We start from the raw sequence: 22492 nt of genomic DNA on the forward strand, positions 1-22492 counted from the left end.
CGGCTCACTTGGCCGGAGCCAGGGTCTTCTTGGCCGATCCCTGGGCCTTCGTGGTGACCGCTGCGGCGGCCTTGCGGGCGTTGATCTCGCCCAGCGCGCGCTTGTATTCGTTGGGGAATACCTTCACGAAACGTCCGCGCGATTGCGCCCAGGTGTCCAGCAATTCACGCGCTCGCTTGCTGCCCGTCCAGCGGTTGTGCTCTTCGAGCAGCTTCTTGAGCTGTGGCTCGTCGGCCATGTCGCGGTGCCAGATGGCGCGGTCCATGGAAGCTTCCTGCTCGGCCGCGGGCAACACCTTCTCCAGGCTGACCATGGCGGTGTTGCAGCGCCGGGCGAACTCGCCGTCCTCGTCGAACACATAGGCCACGCCGCCGCTCATGCCGGCAGCGAAGTTCCGACCGGTCTTGCCGAGCACCACGACGGTACCGCCGGTCATGTACTCGCAACCGTGGTCGCCGGTGCCTTCCACCACCGCCGTGGCGCCGGAGAGACGCACCGCAAACCGTTCGCCGGCCACGCCGCTGAAGAACGCCTCGCCCGTGGTGGCGCCGTACATCACCGTGTTGCCCACAATGATGTTGCGCGCAGCCTCTCCCCGGAAGTCGATGCTGGGACGCACCACCACGCGGCCACCCGAGAGACCCTTGCCGGTGTAGTCGTTGGCGTCGCCGATCAGGTACAGCGTGATGCCCTTGGCGAGGAAGGCCCCGAAGGACTGGCCGCCCGTGCCTTCGAGCTGGATGCGTATCGAATCGTCGGGCAGGCCTTCTGGATGCAGCTTGGTCAGCGCGCCCGAGAGCATGGCGCCCACCGAGCGGTTGACGTTGCGCGCCACTTCGATGAACTGCACCCGCTCGCCCTTGTCGAGCGCCGCACGCGACTTCTCGATCAGCACCACGTCCAGTGCCTTGTGCAGACCATGTTCCTGGTTCTGCGTGTGCAGGCGCGGCACGTCGGCCGGCACCTGCGGCAAGGCCAGCAGGCGGCTGAAGTCCAGGCCCCTGGCCTTCCAGTGCTCGATCCCCTGCTTCATGTCGAGCAGGTCGGCGCGGCCAATGAGGTCGTCGAACTTGCGAATGCCCAGCTGCGCCATGATCTGGCGCACTTCCTCGGCGACGAAAAAGAAATAGTTCACCACGTGCTCGGGCTTGCCGCTGAATTTCTTGCGCAGCACCGGGTCCTGCGTGGCCACGCCCACGGGGCAGGTGTTCAGGTGGCACTTGCGCATCATGATGCAGCCTTCCACCACCAGGGGTGCAGTGGCAAAACCGAACTCATCGGCACCGAGCAGCGCACCGATGGCCACATCGCGGCCGGTCTTCATCTGGCCATCGGCCTGCACGCGGATGCGACTGCGCAACCGGTTGAGCACCAGGGTCTGCTGGGTTTCGGCCAGGCCGATTTCCCACGGGCTGCCGGCGTGCTTGATGGACGACCAGGGCGATGCGCCGGTGCCGCCGTCGTGCCCCGCAATCACCACGTGGTCGGCCTTGCACTTGGCCACGCCCGCGGCGATGGTGCCCACGCCGATCTCGGACACCAGCTTGACGCTGATGCTCGAATGCGGCGCCACGTTCTTCAGGTCGTGGATGAGCTGCGCCAGATCCTCAATGGAGTAGATGTCGTGATGCGGCGGGGGGGAAATGAGACCCACACCCGGCACGCTGTGGCGCAACTTGCCGATGTAGTCGCTCACCTTGCCGCCGGGCAGCTGGCCGCCCTCACCGGGCTTCGCACCCTGCGCCATCTTGATCTGGATCTGGTCGGCGCTGTTGAGGTATTCGGCCGTGACACCGAAGCGGCCCGAAGCCACCTGCTTGATCTTCGAGCGCATGGAGTCGCCGGCCTGCAGCTCGTAGTCGACTTCGAAGGTGTCCTTGCCCAGCAGGTCGGACATGGTCTGGCCCTGCTTGATGGGGATGCCCTTGAGTTCGTTGCGGTAGCGCAGCGCGTCCTCACCGCCCTCGCCGGTGTTGCTCTTGCCGCCGATGCGGTTCATGGCCACGGCCAGCGTGGCGTGTGCCTCGGTGGAGATGGAGCCCAGCGACATGGCGCCCGACGCGAAGCGCTTGACGATCTCGCTGGCCGGTTCCACCTCGTCAATGGAAATGGCCGTGGCCGGATCGATCTTGAACTCGAAGAGACCGCGCAGCGTCATATGACGACGGCTCTGGTCGTTGATGAGCTGTGCGTATTCCTTGTAGGTGTTCCAGTTGTTGGCACGGGTGCTGTGCTGCAGCTTGGCAATGGCGTCGGGCGTCCACATGTGCTCTTCGCCGCGCGCGCGCCACGCGTATTCGCCACCGGCGTCGAGCATGCTGGCAAGCACGGGGTCGTCACCGAAGGCCGCCTTGTGCATGCGGATGGCTTCTTCGGCGATCTCGAACACGCCAATGCCGCCCACGCGGCTGGCGGTGCCGCTGAAATACTTGTTCACCACATCGCTGCTGAGGCCGATGGCTTCGAACAGCTGGGCACCGCAGTACGACATGTAGGTGGACACGCCCATCTTGGACATGATCTTGGACAGGCCCTTGCCGATGGCCTTGACGTACTGGTAGATCGCCTTGTCGGCGTTGAGGTCGCCGGGCAGGTCCTTGTGGATCGCTGACAGCGTTTCCATGGCGAGATAGGGGTGGACGGCTTCCGCGCCATAGCCCGCGAGCACGGCGAAGTGGTGCACCTCGCGCGCGGTCCCGGTTTCCACCACCAGGCCGGCCGTGGTGCGCAGGCCCTCGCGCACGAGGTGCTGGTGGATGGCCGAGAGCGCCAGCAACGCGGGGATGGCGATGCGGGTGGCGCTCACGTTGCGGTCGCTGATGATCAGGATGTTCTTGTGACCCTTGATCGCGTCCACCGCGGCCGCGCACAGCGAGGCCAGCTTGGCCTCCACACCCTGGCGCCCCCAGCTGGCCGGGTACGTGATGTCCAGTGTGTGGCTGCGGAACTTGCCTTGCGTCACCGCGTCGATGTCGCGCAGCTTGGCCATGTCAGCCACGTCCAGCACGGGCTGGCTCACTTCCAGCCGCATGGGTGGGTTGACCTGGTTGATGTCCAGCAGGTTGGGCTTCGGGCCGATGAACGACACCAGCGACATCACGATCGCCTCGCGGATCGGGTCGATCGGTGGGTTGGTCACCTGCGCGAACAACTGCTTGAAGTAGTTGTAGAGCGGCTTGTTCTTGTCGGACAGCACGGCCAGCGGGCTGTCGTTGCCCATGGAGCCGATGCCTTCTTCGCCGTTGGCGGCCATCGGGCTCATCAGGAACTTGATGTCTTCCTGGGTGTAGCCAAAGGCCTGCTGGCGGTCGAGCAGATCGGGCGCGAAGTTTTCCACGCCCGATGTCTGGGGTTCGGTGGCACTGATGCGCTGCTCCTGCGCCGATTCACCCGCCACGGGCGTTTCCACATCGTCCAGGCGGATGCGCAGGTTGTCGATCCACTGTTTGTAAGGCTTGCCATTGGCGAGGTTGGCCTTGAGCTCCTCGTCGTCGATCATGCGGCCCTGCTCCAGGTCGATGAGGAACATCTTGCCGGGCTGCAGGCGCCACTTGCGCACGATCTTGTTTTCCGGCACGGGCAGCACACCGGATTCGGATCCCATGATCACGAAGTCATCGTCGGTGATGCAGTAGCGCGACGGACGCAGGCCATTGCGGTCCAGGGTGGCACCGATCTGTCGGCCGTCCGTGAACACGATCGACGCCGGGCCATCCCACGGCTCCATCATGGCCGCGTGGTATTCGTAAAAGGCCTTGCGGCGCTCGTCCATCGTGGTGTGCTGTTCCCAGGGCTCGGGAATCATCATCATCACGGCCTGCGCAAGCGGGTAACCCGCCATGGTCAGGAGTTCCAGGCAATTGTCGAACGTGGCGGTATCGGACTGGCTGGCGAAGCTGATGGGGTAGAGCTTCTTCAGGTCGTCTCCCAGCACGGGCGAAGACATCACACCCTCGCGCGCCTTCATCCAGTTGTAGTTGCCCTTGACCGTGTTGATCTCGCCGTTGTGCGCGACGTAGCGGTACGGGTGGGCCAGCGGCCATTCCGGGAACGTGTTGGTGGAGAAGCGCTGGTGCACGAGGCCCAGGGCCGACACGCAGCGTTCATCATCCAGATCCAGGAAGTAGGTGCCAACTTGGTCGGCGAGCAGCAAGCCCTTGTAGACCACCGTGCGGCTGCTCATGCTGACGACGTAGTATTCCTTGCTGTGGGTCAGTTGCAGGCGCTGGATGGCGGCGCTCGCGGTCTTGCGGATCACATAGAGCTTGCGCTCCAGCGCGTCCTGCACGATCACATCGTTGCCGCGGCCGATGAACACCTGGCGGATCACCGGCTCCTTCTCGCGCACGGTGGGCGACATCGGCATGTCCTTGTTGACCGGCACGTCGCGCCAGCCCAGCAGCACCTGGCCTTCGGCCGCGACCGCGCGCTCCATTTCCTGCTCGCAGGCCAGACGGCTGGCATGCTCCTTGGGCATGAATATCATGCCCACGCCATACTCACCGGCCGGCGGCAGGTTCACACCCTGCGCAGCCATCTCCGCGCGGTACAGCGCGTCAGGCAACTGGATCAGCAGCCCAGCGCCATCGCCCATCAATTTGTCCGCGCCCACCGCGCCCCGGTGGTCCAGGTTTTCCAGGATCTTCAAGCCCTGCTTGACGATAGCATGGCTCTTCTCACCCTTGATGTGAGCCACAAAGCCCACCCCGCAAGCATCGTGCTCGTTCGCGGGGTCGTACAGGCCATGTTGCTGGAGGTGCTGCTGCTCGGCTGCCGTGTTCATGGCGCTTCCTTCTCGGTTCGTGGGCATGGGGACGAAAAACGGACTCGAAAGGATATTGCATTGCAACAACAATGCCAAGCATATTAAAAGGGGTCAGATTCGATTTTTTCTTCGTAAACGAACGCTTCGAATCAATTGGGGACAGATTGATGCGATGTGAAGACCGCTGACTCACACGACGCTCAGGCAGTGTCCAGGGATCTGGAGGGTGGTCGACCTCGCGGAGCTGGCGCGATCCGGCGCTCGGTTTTCTTCTGCAGTTCGGCCAGGAAATGCGGATCACCCAGGGCCCAGCCGCGCAAGGTGGCGTTGGTGATGGCGCATTCGGAAGGCGCATCCAGTCCTGCGCGCACCATTTCGGTGTAGGCGGCCTCCCGCGCAAAGGGCGTGTTCCCCAGGCTCCAGTACATGGGATGCGGTGTCACCCGCCGGTCTTGCGTCTGCCCGATGAAATGGCGGTGGCTGGACCACGCGTACTGTCTCGGATCGCTGACGACGCCGGCCCGCAGCGGGTTGAGATCCAGGTAGATCATGCACGCCAAGAGATAGCGCTCGGTCTGGATCAGCGTGGATTTGTACCTTCCCTCCCACAGCGTTCCGGTACGGCGATGCAGGTCGTTGAAATACCGCACATAGCTGCGCCCCACCGCCTGCATCATCAAGGGCACCCCATCGGCCGTCTCGGGCGTGAGCAGCAAATGAAAATGGTTGTCCATCAACACGTAGGCGTTGATGGCCACACGGTGCCGGCGCGCGTTGTCGCTCAATGTGTCCAGCAAGACCTCACGGTCCGCATCGTTGGAGACGATTGCCTGGCGGTTGTTGCCGCGCTGAATCACATGGTGGGGATATCCGGGGACCGTGAGTCGGGGCAAGCGGGCCATGGCACGACGTGTGAAATGGGAATCTGGCCCCAATTATGCCCGGCGGTTCCAGGCGGCCTGCACACGGCTGGCCAGCACCATGCCGAGCACCGACGAGACGCCTGTGACCACCCATGTCCACTGCCAGCCACCGAGCTGGGTGGCGACCCAGGCCACCAGCGGAGGACCGAGGAATTGCCCGAGGGCGGAGAACTGCTGCATCCAGCCGACGGTGGTGGACACGGTGTCGCGGTCGGGCGCCAGGCTGACCGACAAACCGAACAGCGTTCCAGGGATCAGCCCTCCCACCCCAGAAAACACCAGCACCGCCAGGTATTGCCAGATGGGATGGCCCTCTGCGCCAAAAGCCACCCAGGCACCCAATCCCATGGCGAGGTAAGCCAGCATGAGCACGGTGCCGGGCCGGGCCCCCCGGGCGAGCCACCACCCGGCACCGATGTTGCCGGCCATGTTGATGCCGGCGGCCAGCGCTGTGAGCAGGCCCACCACGCCGCTGGCGTAGCCCGCCTGCTGGTAGATCGTGGGCAGGAAACCGACGACCGCCAGCCACTGTCCGGAATAGAGGAAGAACGCCAGCGCCATCAACCAAGGGCCGGGTGCCCGCAGGGTGCGCGCCAGCCTAGGGCCCAGCGCGTTGTCGCGGCTGATGGGCGCAATCCGCGCATCACGCGGGACCCAGCGAGCCAGCGCGACGGCGGCGGCAATCGACAGCACGGCCAGGAAGCACCAGGCGCCTCGCCAACCCAGCGCACCGAGCAAGGGCACGCCCAGCAGCAGCGCCAGGGCCGTGCCCAGCGGCATGTAGGCGCCCCACCAACCGAGCGAGCGCGCCAGCGTCGGCCCATGCTCCACGCGCTGGCGAAGCAAACCTGGCGCGGGCAGCACCGCGAGCAGGAAACCCATGCCTTCAAGCACACGGGTGGCCAGCAGCGTCTCCACGTCGGGAGAAAGTGCCCCCAACACGCTGCCCAGGGCAAGCAGTCCGAGTCCTGCGAGCATGACGCGCCTGGGTCCCAGTCGATCCGCCATGAGCCCGACGAGAAGCCCGAGCGTCATGCCGGCCAACTGAACGAGTGAGAGCAGGAAACCCGCCTGCACGAGGCTCATGCCGAGCGCCTCGCGAAGCACGGGAATGGCCACCGGCAGCTTTCCTACGTGCAGGGCGCAACTCACGCCCACCAGCACCACCAGCGCGGCCAGTCGCCGGGGCTCGATGGTCGATGCGTTCACGGGAACATCACCGCACCAAACAGCCGCTCGTGCTCCCGGATGGCAAAGCGATCGGTCATGCCGGCGATGTAGTCGGCCACGGCGCGCGCCTGATGCTGGCGCTGGCCGTGGGCATCGGGCATTTCGGAAGGCATCTCCATGTAGCGACCGAAGAGATCGGCCACCACCCGTCGCGCGCGCTGGGTCGTCTCCATGACTTGCGGATGCCGGTAGAGGTTGCGCAACAGGAAGGTCTTGAGGGCCTGGGTGCGTTCGCGCATGCCTTCGGAAAACGCCACCAGCGTGGGTCCCGCGCGAACACCTGCCACATCCTCGATGCCCGCAGCCGCAATGCGTGCGCGCGTGGTGTCGATCACGTCGTACACCTGATCACTGAGCATCAGGCGGATGGCCTCGAACAGCAGGCGACGACCGGTCAGTGCAGGGTGGACGCGCAGCGCATGCTGGCGATAGTGCTCGAACAGTTCGACCTCCGCCAGCTGGTCCATCGTGAGCAAACCCGAGCGCACCCCGTCGTCGATGTCGTGCGCGTTGTAGGCGATCTCATCGGCCAGGTTGCACAGCTGCGCCTCGAGCGAGGGTGATCCGCCGTGCACGAACCGCCAAGCCACGCCGCCGGCCTCCTGCTGCTCCAGACGCAGCGCATTGGCCCGCGAGCAGTGCTTGAGAACGCCTTCGCGCGTTTCAAAACAAAGGTTCAGACCATCGAACGCGGGATAGCGCTCCTCCAGCTCGTCCACCACGCGCAAGCTCTGCAGGTTGTGTTCGAAACCCCAGCCATCGCCTTCGTCGATCGCGGGCGGCGACGAGAGATCCCGCAGGCAGCCATGCAGCGCGTCCTGCCCTGCATGGCCAAACGGCGTGTGGCCCAGGTCGTGCGCCAGTGCGATGGCCTCGACCAGGTCTTCATTGAGCCGCAGTGAACGCGCGATGCTGCGCCCCAGTTGCGCCACTTCCAGCGAATGCGTGAGCCGCGTGCGAAACAGGTCCCCCTCGTGGTTCAGGAACACCTGCGTCTTGTAGACCAGCCGACGAAACGCCGTGGAGTGGATCACGCGGTCGCGGTCGCGCTGGTAAGCCGTGCGCGTGGGCGCCTCAGCCTCCGGGTGACGTCGACCGCGGCTGCGCGCCGGGTCGCTGGCCCAGGGTGCCAGGCCCGACACGGCATGAACCACGGCCCCAGTCATGGGTGGCGGACGCTGGCGTCGATCACGCGAGCCACCACCTCGTCGGGCGCCGACTGCACCCTGGCATGGCCAGGGCTGTCGATCACCACAAACTTGATCTCGCCGGCCTCGGCCTTCTTGTCGACCCGCATCAGCGCCAGGTAGCGACCCACGTTGTCTCTGGCGTCGAGCACCGGCGCCACGGTGGGCAGGCCGGCGCGCTCCACCAGAGCTGCGAGACGTTCGACAAAGGCCGAATCCACCAGCCCCAGGGCGCGTGACAGTCGAGCCGCCATCACCATGCCGCATCCGACAGCTTCGCCATGCAGCCATTGCCCATAACCCATGCCAGCTTCAATGGCGTGACCAAAAGTGTGGCCAAAGTTGAGGATGGCGCGCAGGCCGCCCTCGCGTTCGTCCTGGCCCACCACCTCGGCCTTGATCTCGCAGCTGCGTCGCACCGCATGTCCAAGCGCTTCAGGATCGCGTTGCATCAGCGCGATCATGTTCGACTCGATCCAGTCGTAGAACCCCATGTCGGCGATGGGCCCGTACTTGATGACCTCGGCCAGACCCGCACTGAGTTCGCGCGCCGGCAGCGTCTTGAGGGTATCGAGGTCGCACACCACGCGCTGCGGCTGGTAGAACGCGCCGATCATGTTCTTCCCCAAGGGGTGGTTGATGGCCGTCTTGCCGCCGACCGAGGAGTCCACCTGCGCCAGCAAGGTGGTGGGCACCTGCACAAAAGGCACGCCACGCATGTAGCTGGCGGCTGCGAAGCCGGTCATGTCGCCCACCACCCCGCCGCCCAGCGCAAACAGCACGGTCTTGCGGTCGCAGCCGTGCGTCAGCAAGGCGTCAAAGATGACGTTGAGCGTTTCCCAATTCTTGTGCGATTCGCCGTCGGGCAGGCTCACTGTGTGGATGCGGGGAAAACGGGCAGCGAGCGCCCGCGCGAGGCGTTCGGCATAGAGCGGCGCAACGGTGTGGTTGGTGACGATCAGGGCGCTCGCCGCCTTCGGCAGATTGGCATACGTGTCGGGCGCATCCAGCAGGCCAGGGCCGATCGCAATGCCATAACTGCGATCTCCCAGGTCGATGCGCACTGGATCGAGGCTGGCGTGCGAGGTCAGAGAAGTCATGGCCCCGAGTTTATGCCGGGCGACGACCGCGCCCGTACGGGCGTGACTCAGTGACCTGGAGAGTCCGGATCCGGGGCGCGCCGGCCCGGCGCCATGCCGGCCAGCTCGATCTGCATCATGATCATGTTGACCAGTGTGGCCACCGAAGGCCGGCCCGTTTCGATCACGAAATGAGCGGTCTGGCGGTAGAGCGGATCACGCGCCTCGAACAGGTCACGCAGACGTTGCAGGGGGTCCTCGACTTGCAGAAGGGGTCTGTTCCGGTCGTGCCGCAGGCGGCGAAACACCTCCTCTGGAACGGACCGCAGGTAGACCACGTTGCCACGCTCGTGCAGGTGGGCGCGGTTGGCAGGTCGCAGCACCGAACCGCCGCCGGTGGAAACCACCGAGACCGGGCCGCGCGTCAACTCATCAAGAACCGATTCTTCGAGATCGCGGAAACGCGCTTCCCCCTCCCGCTCGAAGTACTCCCGGATCGAACAACCCAGGCGTTCTTCGATCACGTGATCGGAGTCGAAGAAAGGGAGCGAAAGGCGGCGGGCGAGCTGGCGCCCGATGGTGGACTTCCCCGACCCCGGGAGGCCCACCAGGAAACACGATGCAGCGACGCTCAATTGATGGCCGAGCGCCCCAGTACGCGTGGCGTGATGAAGATCAGCAGCTCGGACTTGTTGGCGATGCGTTCGCGCGACTTGAACAGGTTGCCCAGGGCCGGGAGGTCGCCCAGCAGCGGCACCTTGTTCACCTGGTCGCGTTCGGTCTGCTCGAAGATGCCGCCGATCACGACCGTGCCGCCGTTCTCCACCAGCACCTGCGTCTGCACGTGCTTGGTGTTGATGGCGATGCCATCGGGCGTGGACTCGCCACGGCTGTCCTTGTTGATGTCGAGGTCCAGGATGATGTTGCCTTCAGGCGTGATCTGTGGCGTGACTTCCAGCTTCAGGTTGGCCTTGCGGAACGCAATGGCCGTGGCGCCGCTGGACGTGGCCGTCTGATAGGGGAACTCGGTACCTTGTTCGATCAGGGCCTTGACCTGATCGGCTGTCACCACCCGAGGGCTGGAGACGATGCGACCCTTGCCATCGGATTCCAGCGCGGAAATCTCCAGGCTCAGGAAGCGCGACGCGTTGGGGCTGAACAGCGACAGCGCGTAGGAGGCCGCGAGTGCATTGCCGGGGTTGGCGGGCAGGCTCACGAAAGGCTGCGACGTCAGGGTCGGGCCCGTGGAGACCGCGCCGTACGTGGAGCCGAAGTTGCCCTGAACCTGGTTGCCGTTGACCGAACCCACGTTGAAGCCCCGCACGCCACCACCCAGTCGCACGCCGAGTGATTTGCCGAAGCTGTCGTCGGCTTCGACAATGCGCGCTTCAATCATCACCTGGCGAATCGGGATGTCGAGCTTGGCGATCAGCTCCTGCACCTGCTGCAGCCGTGAGGGAATGTCGGTCACGAAGAGCTGGTTGGTGCGCGGCTCCGAAATCACGCTGCCGCGCTCAGACAGGATGCGCGCATTGGACGCGCCGCTGCTACCGGCCCCGGAGCCCGTGGAGACCAGCTGCGTGGCGATGTCCGCCGCCTTGGCGTAGTTCATCTGGAAGCCCTGCGTGCGCAAGGTCTCCAGGCTTTCGATCGAAGCCTTGGATTCAAGCTCCTGCTTTTCGCGTGCCGCAATTTCGTCCTTGGGTGCAATCCACAGCACGTTGCCCGACTTGCGCATGCCCAGGCCCTTGGCCTGCAGGATGATGTCCAGTGCCTGGTCCCAGGGCACGTCTTTCAGCCGCAGGGTGACCGCGCCAGTGACCGAGTCGGAGGTGACCACGTTGAAGTTGGTGAAGTCGGCGATCACCTGCAGCAAGGTGCGCACTTCAATGTTCTGGAAGTTCAGTGAGAGCTTCTCGCCGTTATAGCCAGGGCCCTGCGTGAGCTTGGAGGAGTCGATCTTCTGTTCGCGCACTTCGAGAACGAACTGGTTGTCGCTCTGGTAGGCCGAGTGTTCCCAGTTGCCAGTGGGTGCCACCACCATGCGCACGCGGTCACCGGTCTGCGTGGTCGTCACGCTCTGGACGGGCGTGCCGAAGTCGCTCACGTCCAGACGACGACGCAGGCCTTCGGGCAGGGACGTCTTGAGGAATTCGACGACCAGGTTCTGTCCTTGCTGGCGAATGTCCACGCCCACCTGGTTGTTGGCCAGATCCACCACCACACGGCCAGCGTTGCCCACGCCGCGGCGGAAATCGATGTCCCGCAGGGCGGTCACGTCGCGATTGCGGCTTTCTGCAAACGCAGCCGGCGGCGCCGTGGTCGCTGTCACGGGTTGTGCACGGTCCAGCACCACGAGCAGGGTCTTGCCATCCACCCGCGTCTGATACGAAGCCGACTGCTTGAGGTTGACGACCACACGCGTGCGGTCACCGGCCTGAACGACATTGACCGAACGGATGTTGCCTTCGTTGACTTCAATGGCGTTGCGCCCAATGGAATTGGCCACGCCGGGAAAGTCCAGGGCGATGCGAGCCGGCGCCTGAATGGTGAAACCGGTCGGCACTGCTGCCAGCGGCTCGGTGGTCGTGATCCGCACCACCTCCACGCCGCCCTGCACGCCCCCGGTGATCGACTGGATCGCGTTCTGAGCCTGCGCCCAGAAGCTCGTCAGCGTCATGCACGCAAAGATTGCGCCCTTGAGCACCCCCCGCTCCACGGCTGCAAAACCGGTCGCCTTGTTTGGCTTGTTCATTTAATGACTTCCTCTTGTAGCTGCAGCGCCGCAGGGCGCTCGGTCCATTCGCCTGATGAGTCCTGCACGATCTCGCGCATCAGCACTTCGGTTTCGCTGATCCGGGTCACGCGACCGTAGTTCTGTCCCAGGTAGTTGCCGGGGCGAACCTGGTACAGCAGGCTGTCCACCTTCACCAGCGCCACCAGCTGGCCGCCACGATTCAGGCTGCCGACCATCGTCATGACGTCCAGCGGGTAGGCTTCAAGCGGTTGCTTGCGGCGAGCGAGTTCGGGTTCGATCAGCGCCGCGTTGGCCACGGGTACCGTCTGACTGCCGCGCAACACGCTGGCCAGCTTCTCGCTGCTGAATGGAGGCGTCATGCGTTCGCCCACATACTCCTGCGGTACGAACTTGGTGGGTTCGGGAATGGGCTGGACGGAGGGCTTGATCGAGTTGCGCTCGGTCTGCATCCACGTCTGGAGCTCATCCTGGCTGGACGACGTGCACGCCGTCAATCCCATTGCCAGCGCCAGGAACGTCCCCGGCATCAACCATCGGGTCTGCATCACTTCGGGGCTCCCTGGGCTGCCTTTTGCTGCAGCGCAACTTCTTCCTGATCCAGGTAACGGAACGTCTTGGCGGTGGCATCCATGGTCAACACACCTTCGCGGTCCTTGACCGGCGTGAGGGTCAGGTTGTTCAGGGTGACGATGCGCGAGAGGTTCGCGATGTCGGCGGCGAACAAGCCGATGTCGTGGTAAGTGCCGGTGACGCGCACGGAAATTGGCAGCTCGGCGTAGTACTCCCGCACGCTGACCTGACCGGGCCGGAACAGTTCGAACTGAAGGCTGCGGCCGAGGCCCGCCTGGTTGATGTCGGACAGCAGCGCATCCATCTCCGCCTTGCTGGGCAACTGCTTCTCGAGCTGGGTCACGTACTGCTGGACCTGCTCCAGCTGCTTCTTGAGTGCATCGAGGTTCACCGCCTGGACGAGCTTCTTGCGGTAGTCCTCACGCAGCGTGACTTCACGCGCTTTCTCCGCAATCAGTTCTTCATCGGACGCCTTGAACAGCGCGAACCAGAGGCCGGCTATGACCGCGGCACAGGCCGCCACGAACAGAAGGTTGCGTGGCAGGGCTGGCCACTGGGAAGGGTCGTTCGGGTCAAGGCCGCTGAACTGCGACTTGAGCTTGTCCTGGATTCCCTTGAAATCCACCTGGATGCTGGGCGATTTGGCCATGGTGCTTGGGTCCCCGATCAGACTTTGCCAGCTGCGGCAGGGGCAGCGCCCGGAGCCGCAGGCACGGGGGCGGTGGGACGCTTGAGCGTGACGCGCACGGAGAAATTCGACACACGCCGCGTCTCGCGGTTGGGCCCGGCCACGTTGGCCGCGACGATTTCAACCAGATCGGGGCGCACGAGCCATGTGCTGCTGTTCGAGAGGTTGCGCAACAACTCGGACACCCGCTCCTGCGACTGCGCGACACCCACCAGAAGCACGTTCTGGTTTTCCTGGCGCATGCTGCTGAGGTAGATGCCATCCGGCAACTGGGCCACCAGCTCATCGAGCAGGTGAACCGGCAGGTTGCGATCGCCCTGGAGGTTCTCCACCGCCGTCTGGCGCGCGCGCAACGATGCGATCTCGCGCTGCAGGCTGGCAATGTCCTTGATCTCCGCTTCCAGTTTCGCAATTTCGCTCTGGAGGAAGGTGTTGCGGTCCTGCTGCGCGGCAATCTGTCCCTGGTACCAGAGCAGGATCGCGCCGGAAATCAAACCACCGATCAGGAACGACGTGACCAGCTGGACGTAGAACTGGTCTTTCTGCCGTTTGCGGGCTGCCTCGCGGTGCGGCAGCAGGTTGATGAGGATCATTGGTAAAACCTCCGCAGGGCCAGGCCGGTCGAGGTCAGGTACGACGGCGCTTCCCTGGAAATCTTGCGAGCCTGCACAGAGGCCGCCATCTCCATGGCGTCGAACGGATTGATCACCATGCAGGCAAAGGAAGTCTGGTGGGTCACGGACTCCGTGAGGCCTGGCAACGCGGCACTGCCACCGGCCAGCAGGATGTGGTCGATCTTGTTGTAGGGCGTGCTGGTGAAGAAGAATTGCAGCGCACGGCCGATTTCCTGGGCCATGCTTTCGATGAAGGGGTCGAGCACCGCAGAACGGTAGTCGTCCGGCAGATCGCCCGAGCGCTTCTTGGCCTCTGCCTCATCGGAGGAAAAGCCGTACTGGCGCACGATGAGCTGGGTCAGTTGGGCACCCCCAAAAGCCTGATCGCGCTCGTAGAGCACGTCGTCGTTGCGCATGACCTGCATGCTGGTGGTCAACGCCCCGACTTCAAAGAGCGCCACCAGCGAGTCCACGCCCTGATTCGGCAGGGTCTCGATCACGCGGCCCGCTGCCATGCGCGAAGCGTAGGACTCCACGTCCATCACCACCGGCTTGAGACCGGCCGCTTCGGCAAGACCCTGGCGGTCCGAGACTTTTTCCTTGCGCGAGGCGGCGATCAGCACCTCCACATCGCCCACCGAATTGGCGCTCGGGCCAATCACGCAAAAATCCAGGCTGACTTCGTCCAGCGAGAAAGGGATGTACTGGTTGGCTTCGGACTCCACCTGGGCTTCCAACTCCTTGTCGGAAAGGCCGCCTGGCAGGATGATTTTCTTGGTGATCACGGCCGACGCGGGCAGGGCGAGGGCCACGTTCTTGGTCTTGCTGCCGCTTTTGCGAACCACACGGCGCACGGCTTCGGCCACGTCGTCGAATTTCTCGATGTTGCCGTCCGAAATCCAGCCACGTTCCAGCGGCTCCATGGCGCAACGCTCCAGCACGAGGTCTCCCGCCCGGTTGCGACCTAGTTCCACCAGCTTCACGCTGGATGAACTGACATCGATGCCCAGCAAAGGCGCCGGTTCACGGCTGAATAACGATCCCAATGAGATCAAGGTGACCCCCAATAATGGTAACGACGGGCGGCGCCAGACTTAAGAATTCACTTGAATGCTAGCAGTAAGCCCCTTGTCCAGCAAAGATTTTTTGCCTTTGCGACAAAGTGAAACGTTGTCAAAAGCATACGCATCCGGGACCCTTCGTGAACTGCTTCATGAGCCGCCGATCCGGCCAATTCACAACAACTCACAATAAGCCGGACAAGCGCTCGATTGGAGGGCGTCCCGATTTTTATAATCGCCAATACCGCTCTGATCGACCGCATGCCCAAAAACGACACTTCTTCACCTCGCTCTTCCGATGGGTCAGTATCGACCGGACGCACCGCACTCATCTGGGCCGGTCGCTTGGTGGTGGGTCTGGCCGGACTGGCGGTGGCAGGTGTTGCAGGATTGCTGATGGCCGTGGGCATTGCCCTGGCGGTGGCCTACCCCAATCTTCCCGAAGTGGCCAGCCTGGCCGACTACCGTCCCAAGCTGCCGCTGCGCGTGCTCTCCGCCGATGGCGAGCTCATCGGCGAGTTCGGCGAGGAGCGGCGCAACCTGCTCACTTTCGACCAGATTCCCTCGGTCATGAAGAACGCTGTGCTCGCCATCGAGGACGCACGCTTCTTCGAACACAACGGGGTTGACTACCGGGGCATGGTGCGCGCGGCGCTGGCCAACCTGCGCCAGGCGAAGAGCCAGGGCGCATCCACCATCACCATGCAGGTGGCGCGCAACGTGTACCTCTCGGCCGAGAAGAGCTACACCCGCAAGATCTACGAAGTGCTTCTGACGTTCAAGCTGGAGCACATGCTCACCAAGGAGCAGATCCTCGAGATCTATATGAATCAGATCTTCCTGGGCCAGCGGGCCTACGGCTTCTCGTCTGCCGCACAGGTCTATTTCGGCAAGTCGCTCCAGGACGTCACGATCGCCGAAGCCGCCATGCTTGCCGGTCTGCCCCAGGCCCCTTCAGCCTACAACCCGGTGCGCAACCCCAAGCGCGCCCGCGCCCGGCAACTGCACATCATCGACCGCATGGTCGAGAACGGCTTCATCACCGCCGCCGAGGCAGAGACAGCCAAGGCCGAAGAACTCCGATTGCGACCTGCGGTCAACCCCGACCGCCCCCAGACCGACTTCGTGGCCGAAATGGTGCGTCAGTCCATGGTGGCTCAGTACGGCGACGAAGCCTACACACGCGGCCTCGTGGTAATGACCACCCTCGACAGCAAGTTGCAGCTGGCGGCCTACCGGGCGGTGCGCCAGGGCGTTCTGGACTACGAGCGGCGCCAGTTCTATCGGGGTCCGGAGTTGTTCATCGATCTCCCGCCGGACCAGACCGCGCGCGAACAGGCCATTGACGAGGCGCTGACCGACCGGCCTGACAACGACGACCTGTTGTCGGCGGTGGTGCTGGAGGCCAATCCACGCCGCGTGCTGGCCGTGCGGCAGGACGGCGAGCCTTTCGAAATCACGGGGGAAGGCTTGAAACCCGCGCAATCCGGCCTGTCGGACAAGGCCGGACCCAACATCAAGATCCGTCCGGGTGCGGTGATTCGCGTGGTGCAGACCGGTCCGAAGGCCTGGCGCATCACGCAATTGCCCGAAGTGGAATCGGCTTTCGTGGCACTCGACCCGCGCAGCGGCAACATCGTCGCGCTGATCGGCGGCTTCGACTTCCAGAAGAGCAAGTTCAACCACGTCACGCAGGCCTGGCGCCAGCCGGGCTCCAGTTTCAAGCCCTTCATCTATTCCGCCGCGCTCGAGAAGGGCCTGACGCCCATGACGGTGGTGAACGACGCGCCGCTCTTCTACTCCGCCGGCGAAACCGGTGGCAAGCCCTGGGAACCCAAGAACTACGACGGCCAGTTCGAAGGTCCCATGTCGGTGCGACGAGCGCTCGCCAAGTCCAAGAACATGGTGTCCATTCGTGTTCTGCAACTGGTAGGCACCCAGAGCGCGCAGGAGTGGGTGACGCGCTTCGGCTTCGATGCGGACAAGCATCCACCCTACCTCACCATGGCGCTAGGGGCTGGCTCGGTCACCCCCATGCAGATGGCGATCGGCTATTCGGTGTTTGCCAATGGCGGTTACCGCATCGCGCCGAACCTGATCACCCGGGTGAGCGACCACAAAGGCAAGGTGCTGTATGCCGCCCAGCCCAAGCCACCTGCTGAAGAGCAACGCGTCATCGATGCGCGCAATGCGTTTGTCATGAACAGTCTCCTGCAGGAGATCACGCGCTCGGGCACCGCCGCACGCGCGCAATCCACGCTCAAGCGCACCGACCTCTACGGCAAGACAGGTACCACCAACGATGCGGTGGACGCCTGGTTCGTCGGCTACCAGCCCTCGTTGGTTGCAGCGGCCTGGGTGGGGTACGACACGCCGCGCAACCTGGGCAGCCGGGAAACCGGCGGGGGGCTGAGCCTGCCGATCTGGATTTCGTTCATGTCCGAGGCGCTCAAGGGCGTTGAAGTCTCCACCTACACGCCGCCATCCGGCGTGGTCAACGTCGGCGGCGAGTGGTACTACGAGGAATTCGGTCCTGGGCGCGGCGTGCATGGACTGGGTCTGCAGGACCCATGGCCAGGCGCCCCTGCAGCGCCGGTGGAGTACGACCCCAACACCAACGAGCCGATCAAGCCGCCCGTGGAAAACGCGGACCGCCGAAGCATCCTGGACCTGTTCAGGAACTGAAGCGCAGCGGCAGGCCCGCCTGGTCCGAGGCGAAGCCACTCAGCAATTCGAAGAATTCGCCCTGCTGACGGGTGTCCATCCAGCGTTCTCCCTCGAGCTTGAAGTGGAACCCACCAGCGCGGGCCGCCATCCAGACCTCGTGCAGCGGCTTTTGCAGATTCACGATGATCTGGCTGCCGTTGGCAAAGGTAATGGTGATCATGCCGCCCACCCGCTGGTTGTCGAGGTCGGCATCGGTCGTGTCGTTGATGCGGTCGCAGGCCAGTTCAATGGAGCGAAGCAAGGCTTCGGCGCGGTCCTGGTACTCGGTGTCGGTCATTACAATGCCTGGATGTCTGGGTTGAAAAGCATTCTAGGGCGTGGTCCCTCCCCATCCCGCCGCATGGCCATCGCGTTGCTGTGCCTGGTGGGCGCGGTCGGTCTGTCGGCCTGCGGGCAAAAGGGGCCGCTGTACTATCCGGCGCCTGGTACGGCGGGCAAAGACAAGCCCGCCAGTGCGCCTGCCCAGACCACCCCTCGCTGACCACAACACCCCGATCGAATGACCACCATTTCCGGCCTGCCAGGCCCGGCACTGCCCGCCTGCTTCACCTACCAGGACCAGCGGTTGATGGTCGAAGGCGTCTCCCTGGAGCACCTGGCGCGCGAGCACGGCACGCCGCTGTTCGTCTACAGCCAGACGGCCATGCTGGCGGCACTGGGGGCCTACCAGCGGGGCCTCGCCGGGCGCAAGCACCTGATCTGCTACGCCATGAAGGCCAATTCTTCACTGGCCATCCTGCAGACGCTGGTGCGCGCAGGCTGCGGGCTGGACATCGTCTCGGGCGGTGAACTCGAACGTGCCCTGGCCGCCGGCGCGGATCCGGCACGTGTCATCTTCTCTGGCGTCGGCAAGACGCGCGCGGAAATGCGGCAGGCGCTTCGCCTGGGCATCGGCTGCTTCAACGTGGAGAGCCGTGCCGAACTCGACGTGCTGAATGAGGTGGCGCTCGAGATGGGCCTGCGTGCGCCGGTGAGCGTGCGCGTGAACCCCAATGTGGACGCGAAAACGCACCCCTATATCTCAACCGGACTGAAGGGCAACAAGTTCGGCATCGCACACGAGGACGTGATCGCCACCTACCAGCATGCAGCGGGATGCGCCGGCTTGCGGGTGGTGGGCATCGATTGCCACATTGGCTCGCAGATCACGCAGGCTGGGCCGTACCTCGATGCCATGGACCGCATCCTTGACCTGGTGCAGGGCATCGAGGCGGCTGGCATCACGATCGAGCACATCGACTTTGGCGGCGGACTGGGTATCGACTACCAGGGCGATGCGCCCCCCGAAGCCGACGCGCTGTGGACCCAGTTGTTGCAGAAGCTTGATGCGCGCGGGTTTGGCGATCGCGCGATCTATATCGAACCGGGCCGCTCGCTGGTAGGCAACGCGGGCGTCTGCGTGACCGAGGTGCTCTACCTCAAGCCGGGCGAGCACAAGAACTTCCTGATCGTCGATGCCGCCATGAACGACCTGCCGCGGCCCGCGCTGTACGAGGCGTTCCACCGCATCGTGCCGGTCGCGCCCCGCGAAGGTCTCCCAGGCTCCACGTGGGACGTGGTGGGACCCGTGTGCGAAAGTGGCGACTGGATCGGACGTGACCGCGCATTGGCCGTGCAGGCGGGCGACTTTCTTGCCGTGCTCTCGGCAGGCGCCTACTGCATGAGCATGGCGAGCAACTACAACACGCGCGGCCGGGCGGCCGAAGTGCTGGTGAACGGGGACCAGGCCACGCTCATCCGTTCTCGCGAGACGGCCGCCGACCAGCTCCGCCTGGAGCGCCTGTTGCCGAGCGCCTGACCCTGCGCCACAGACGCCAACCCAGCAACGCCGCCAGAATGGTCGCGTACATCGCCACCTCGGCGTAATCGTTCTTGCCACTGCGCATCCAGAAGAAGTGCAGAACGGCCAGCGCAGCGACCGCGTACACGAGCCGGTGCAGTCGCTGCCAGGCCTGGGCGCCCAGTGCACGGATGGCGCGGTTGAAAGAGGTGGCCGCCAGAGCCGTCAACAGCAGCCAGGCCAGGAAACCCACGAGGATGAACGGCCGCTTGACGATGTCCGCCGCGATGCCTGACAGGTCGAACTCCATGTCGAACCAGGCATAGGCGAGCAGGTGCATGCATGCGTAGAAGAAAACGAACAGACCCAGCATGCGACGCCATCTGGCCAGCGCTGGCCAGCCCACCATCACGCGAAGCGGCGTGATGGCCAGCACGATGACCAGGAAGCGCAAGGTCCAGTCGCCCAGCGACCGGATCAGCGCCTCCGCCGGATTGGCGCCGAGCTGGTTGGCAAACGCCGCCCACACCAGCCAGGCAAAGGGCAGCGTGGACGCCAGGAACACCAGCGGCTTGGCGGCCCTGTGCCCGATCCACCGGTTGACGCTGGAGCCTTCCGGACGCATCCCGGTCAATAGAGCTTGCGCAGGTCCATGCCGGCGTACAGCTGGCCGACCTGGGGCTCGTAGCCGTTGAACATCAGCGTCTGGCGCCGCTTGGCGAAGAGCCCGCCCTCCTCGCCGATGCGCCGTTCGGTCGCCTGGCTCCAGCGCGGGTGATCCACCTTGGGATTGACGTTGGAATAGAAGCCGTATTCCTGAGGTGCCGCCACGTTCCAGGCGGTGCGGGGCTCCTTGTCGGTGAATCGGATCTTCACCAGCGACTTGCCGCTCTTGAAGCCGTATTTCCAGGGCACGACCAGTCGCAGGGGCGCACCGTTCTGGTTGGGCAGGACCTCGCCGTACATGCCGAAGGCCAGCAGGGTCAGCGGGTGCATGGCTTCGTCCAGGCGCAGGCCTTCCACATAAGGCCACTGGAGCACATTCGATCGCAGGCCCGGCATCTGCTTCGGGTCGGCCAGGGTGTGGAATTCCACGTACTTCGCACCTCCCTGGGGCTGAACCTGCTTGATGAGTTCCGCGAGCGAATAGCCCACCCACGGAATCACCATCGACCAGCCCTCGACACAGCGCAAGCGGTAGATGCGCTCCTCCATCGGGCTGAGCTTCAGGAGCGCATCCAGATCGAAACTGCCGGGCTTGTTGACCAGGCCTTCGACCGCGACCGTCCAGGGGCGTGGCTTGAGCGTCCGGGCAGCGTTGGCAGGGTCTGCCTTGTCGGTGCCGAATTCGTAGTAGTTGTTGTAGGTGCTCGCGTCCTGGTAGGACGTGAGCTTCTCCATCGTGCGTGCCCCGCTCACGCTGGACGCAACGCCACTCAGCGTGGCCAGTTTTCCGGGTTTGGGGACGCCCGCCTGAGCCCAGGCATCACGAGCTGACCAGGTGCCGGCCACGCCCAACGCCGCCGCCGTGAGCGCGCTGCGTTCGAGCCACTGCCGTCGGTTGAGGTAGGCCGCTTGGGGCGTGATCTCGCTGGACAGCGGATGCTGGAAGCTGTGGTGGCCGGTGCGGATGATCATGGGACGGTCCTTGCTGGGTGAACCCGCGCGTGGGAGATGCCACGCCGGGTCTTCGTCCGTCGTCGGACAGCCGCGATTCTTACAAAGTTCCAGTCCGGGCGCGCTCAGAGCTCGCCGTAGCTGTGCAGACCCGAGAGGAACATGTTCACGCCGATGAAGGCAAAGGTGGTGATGGCCAGGCCAACCAGCGCCCACCAGGCGGCCACGGTGCCGCGCAGTCCCTTCATGAGCCGCATGTGCAGCCAGGCGGCGTAGTTCAGCCAGACGATGAGCGCCCAGGTTTCCTTCGGGTCCCAGCTCCAGTACCCGCCCCAGGCTTCGGCCGCCCACAGGGCACCCAGCACGGTGGCGATGGTGAAGAAAGCAAAACCGACCGCGATGGCCTTGTACATCACGTCATCCAGCACCTCGAAGCTGGGCAGCTTCTCTGCAATGCGGCGACGGCCGAAGATGATGGTGCCCACGATCAAGGCGGAGATGCCGAAGTAGACAAACCAGTAGCTGCCGCCGTTTTCGGCCGCCGACTGGCGAAACACGATGGGTTCGAAGCACAGCACCACGCCCAGGAGCCACAGCGGTGCGAGCTTGTACCAGCGGCTCTCGCTGGCGCTCTGCTTGATCAGGTAGGCGAAAGCCAGCATGGCCGCGATGGCGAAGGTGCCGTAGCCGATGAAGTTGGCGGGCACGTGCAGTTTCATCCACCAGCTCTGCAGCGCCGGCACCAGCGGTTGGATCTGATGCGCCTCCCGCACCACGGTGTACCAGAGCAGGAAGCCCACCGCCGCACTGACCACGAGCATGGCAAAAGCGCCCATGCTGCGCGTCCTGTACTGGTCTTCGTAGTACAGGTAGAAGGCGGTCGTCATCCAGCAGAACAGCACGAACACCTCATAGAGGTTGCTGACGGGGATGTGACCGATGTCGGGACCGATCTGGTGGCTCTCGAACCAGCGCACCATGGTGCCCACCAGTGCCAGCGTCACGGCCACCCAGGCCAGTCGCGAGCCGAGCACTTCGAAGGTGTCGCCGCCGCGCGTGACCATGCCGATCCAGTAGAACGCCGTGCTCATGAAGAACAGCACGCTCATCCACAGAATGGCGGACTGGCTGGAGATGAAGTACTTGAGCAGGAACACCTGGTCCGCGCGCGCGAGGTCCGCCGTGCCCGCCGGGGTCATGTACAGCCAGATCGCCAGCAGCGAGAGGGCAGCCACCACCACCGAAAGTGCTCGCAGCGGTCGCCAGAACCAGCCGAGCCAGATCATGGCGGGCACGGCACCCGCCAGGATGGCTTTCTCGTAGCCGTCCATCGCGGCGTTGTAGCGGACGAAGGCCCAGGTCGCACCCAGCACCACGAGCGCGGCGAACAGCCAGTCCCACACGTTGCGCCGTGCAAAGTATCCGGGCTGCAGGCCGTCGGCACCCCGCCCCTTCTTGAGTTCGATGGTCTGTGATGCGGTGGCGGTATTCAT

At 64.4% G+C, this 22492-nt stretch carries 18 protein-coding genes; 3 read left to right on the forward strand and 15 right to left on the reverse strand.

The window, feature by feature from the left end:
- Positions 1 to 4: 4 nt before the first annotated feature.
- From ACTIEY_RS03920 to ACTIEY_RS03970, 11 genes are all read right to left on the reverse strand, one after another.
- On the reverse strand, positions 5 to 4783 hold the full coding sequence (locus ACTIEY_RS03920; RefSeq protein WP_439517779.1) for a glutamate synthase-related protein: 4779 nt from the start codon (positions 4781 to 4783) through the stop codon (positions 5 to 7).
- Between the two features lie 182 nt (positions 4784 to 4965).
- A complete protein-coding gene (locus tag ACTIEY_RS03925) occupies positions 4966 to 5667 on the reverse strand; it encodes a transposase (protein ID WP_439517780.1) in 702 nt (233 codons plus the stop codon).
- 33 nt (positions 5668 to 5700) lie between these two features.
- Positions 5701 to 6897: an MFS transporter gene (locus ACTIEY_RS03930; RefSeq protein ID WP_439517781.1), complete on the reverse strand. Its 1197-nt coding sequence runs from the start codon at positions 6895 to 6897 to the stop codon at positions 5701 to 5703.
- A complete protein-coding gene (locus ACTIEY_RS03935; RefSeq protein ID WP_439517782.1) occupies positions 6894 to 8084 on the reverse strand; it encodes a deoxyguanosinetriphosphate triphosphohydrolase in 1191 nt (396 codons plus the stop codon). The genes ACTIEY_RS03930 and ACTIEY_RS03935 overlap by 4 nt, the downstream gene beginning before the upstream one ends.
- Positions 8081 to 9205, reverse strand: coding sequence for a 3-dehydroquinate synthase (gene aroB, locus ACTIEY_RS03940; RefSeq protein ID WP_439517783.1), 1125 nt, complete (start codon positions 9203 to 9205; stop codon positions 8081 to 8083). Before aroB ends, ACTIEY_RS03935 begins: the two co-directional genes overlap by 4 nt.
- A 47-nt stretch (positions 9206 to 9252) precedes the next feature.
- Complete coding sequence (locus ACTIEY_RS03945; RefSeq protein ID WP_439518271.1) at positions 9253 to 9792, reverse strand: shikimate kinase; 540 nt, start codon at positions 9790 to 9792, stop codon at positions 9253 to 9255.
- A gap of 23 nt (positions 9793 to 9815) precedes the next feature.
- Complete coding sequence (pilQ, locus tag ACTIEY_RS03950; protein WP_439517784.1) at positions 9816 to 11939, reverse strand: type IV pilus secretin PilQ; 2124 nt, start codon at positions 11937 to 11939, stop codon at positions 9816 to 9818.
- Complete coding sequence (locus ACTIEY_RS03955; protein ID WP_439517785.1) at positions 11936 to 12487, reverse strand: pilus assembly protein PilP; 552 nt, start codon at positions 12485 to 12487, stop codon at positions 11936 to 11938. The genes pilQ and ACTIEY_RS03955 overlap by 4 nt, the downstream gene beginning before the upstream one ends.
- Entirely contained in the window at positions 12487 to 13161 is a 675-nt protein-coding gene (locus ACTIEY_RS03960) for a type 4a pilus biogenesis protein PilO (protein WP_439517786.1), read from the reverse strand. Before ACTIEY_RS03960 ends, ACTIEY_RS03955 begins: the two co-directional genes overlap by 1 nt.
- Before the next feature lie 17 nt (positions 13162 to 13178).
- Positions 13179 to 13793, reverse strand: coding sequence for a PilN domain-containing protein (locus ACTIEY_RS03965; protein ID WP_439517787.1), 615 nt, complete (start codon positions 13791 to 13793; stop codon positions 13179 to 13181).
- Positions 13790 to 14869, reverse strand: coding sequence for a pilus assembly protein PilM (locus ACTIEY_RS03970; RefSeq protein WP_439517788.1), 1080 nt, complete (start codon positions 14867 to 14869; stop codon positions 13790 to 13792). The genes ACTIEY_RS03965 and ACTIEY_RS03970 overlap by 4 nt, the downstream gene beginning before the upstream one ends.
- Before the next feature lie 267 nt (positions 14870 to 15136).
- On the opposite strand from ACTIEY_RS03970, the gene ACTIEY_RS03975 reads away from it, so the two are divergent.
- The gene (locus ACTIEY_RS03975; RefSeq protein ID WP_439517789.1) at positions 15137 to 17560 is read left to right on the forward strand and encodes a penicillin-binding protein 1A; all 2424 of its coding nucleotides are present in this window, start codon (positions 15137 to 15139) and stop codon (positions 17558 to 17560) included.
- Here ACTIEY_RS03975 and cyaY read toward each other — a convergent pair.
- On the reverse strand, positions 17550 to 17879 hold the full coding sequence (gene cyaY, locus ACTIEY_RS03980) for an iron donor protein CyaY (RefSeq protein WP_439517790.1): 330 nt from the start codon (positions 17877 to 17879) through the stop codon (positions 17550 to 17552). The two genes, ACTIEY_RS03975 and cyaY, sit on opposite strands and share 11 nt — an antisense overlap.
- 63 nt (positions 17880 to 17942) lie before the next feature.
- Between cyaY and lptM the strand changes: the two genes are divergently transcribed.
- Together lptM and lysA are read left to right on the forward strand one after the other, a co-directional pair.
- Positions 17943 to 18083, forward strand: coding sequence for an LPS translocon maturation chaperone LptM (gene lptM, locus ACTIEY_RS03985; protein ID WP_439517791.1), 141 nt, complete (start codon positions 17943 to 17945; stop codon positions 18081 to 18083).
- 18 nt (positions 18084 to 18101) lie between these two features.
- Entirely contained in the window at positions 18102 to 19400 is a 1299-nt protein-coding gene (gene lysA / locus ACTIEY_RS03990) for a diaminopimelate decarboxylase (protein WP_439517792.1), read from the forward strand.
- Here the strand turns inward: lysA and ACTIEY_RS03995 are convergent.
- From ACTIEY_RS03995 to ccsB, 3 genes are all read right to left on the reverse strand, one after another.
- Positions 19336 to 20007, reverse strand: a complete 672-nt coding sequence (locus tag ACTIEY_RS03995; RefSeq protein WP_439517793.1) for a sulfite oxidase heme-binding subunit YedZ — start codon at positions 20005 to 20007, stop codon at positions 19336 to 19338. The two genes, lysA and ACTIEY_RS03995, sit on opposite strands and share 65 nt — an antisense overlap.
- Positions 20008 to 20012: 5 nt before the next feature.
- On the reverse strand, positions 20013 to 21020 hold the full coding sequence (gene msrP, locus ACTIEY_RS04000) for a protein-methionine-sulfoxide reductase catalytic subunit MsrP (RefSeq protein ID WP_439517794.1): 1008 nt from the start codon (positions 21018 to 21020) through the stop codon (positions 20013 to 20015).
- Between the two features lie 104 nt (positions 21021 to 21124).
- On the reverse strand, positions 21125 to 22492 hold the full coding sequence (ccsB, locus tag ACTIEY_RS04005) for a c-type cytochrome biogenesis protein CcsB (protein WP_439517795.1): 1368 nt from the start codon (positions 22490 to 22492) through the stop codon (positions 21125 to 21127).

Origin of the sequence: Hydrogenophaga sp. (assembly GCF_051858985.1) — a bacterium.
In the GTDB taxonomy this organism is placed as follows: domain Bacteria; phylum Pseudomonadota; class Gammaproteobacteria; order Burkholderiales; family Burkholderiaceae_C; genus Hydrogenophaga.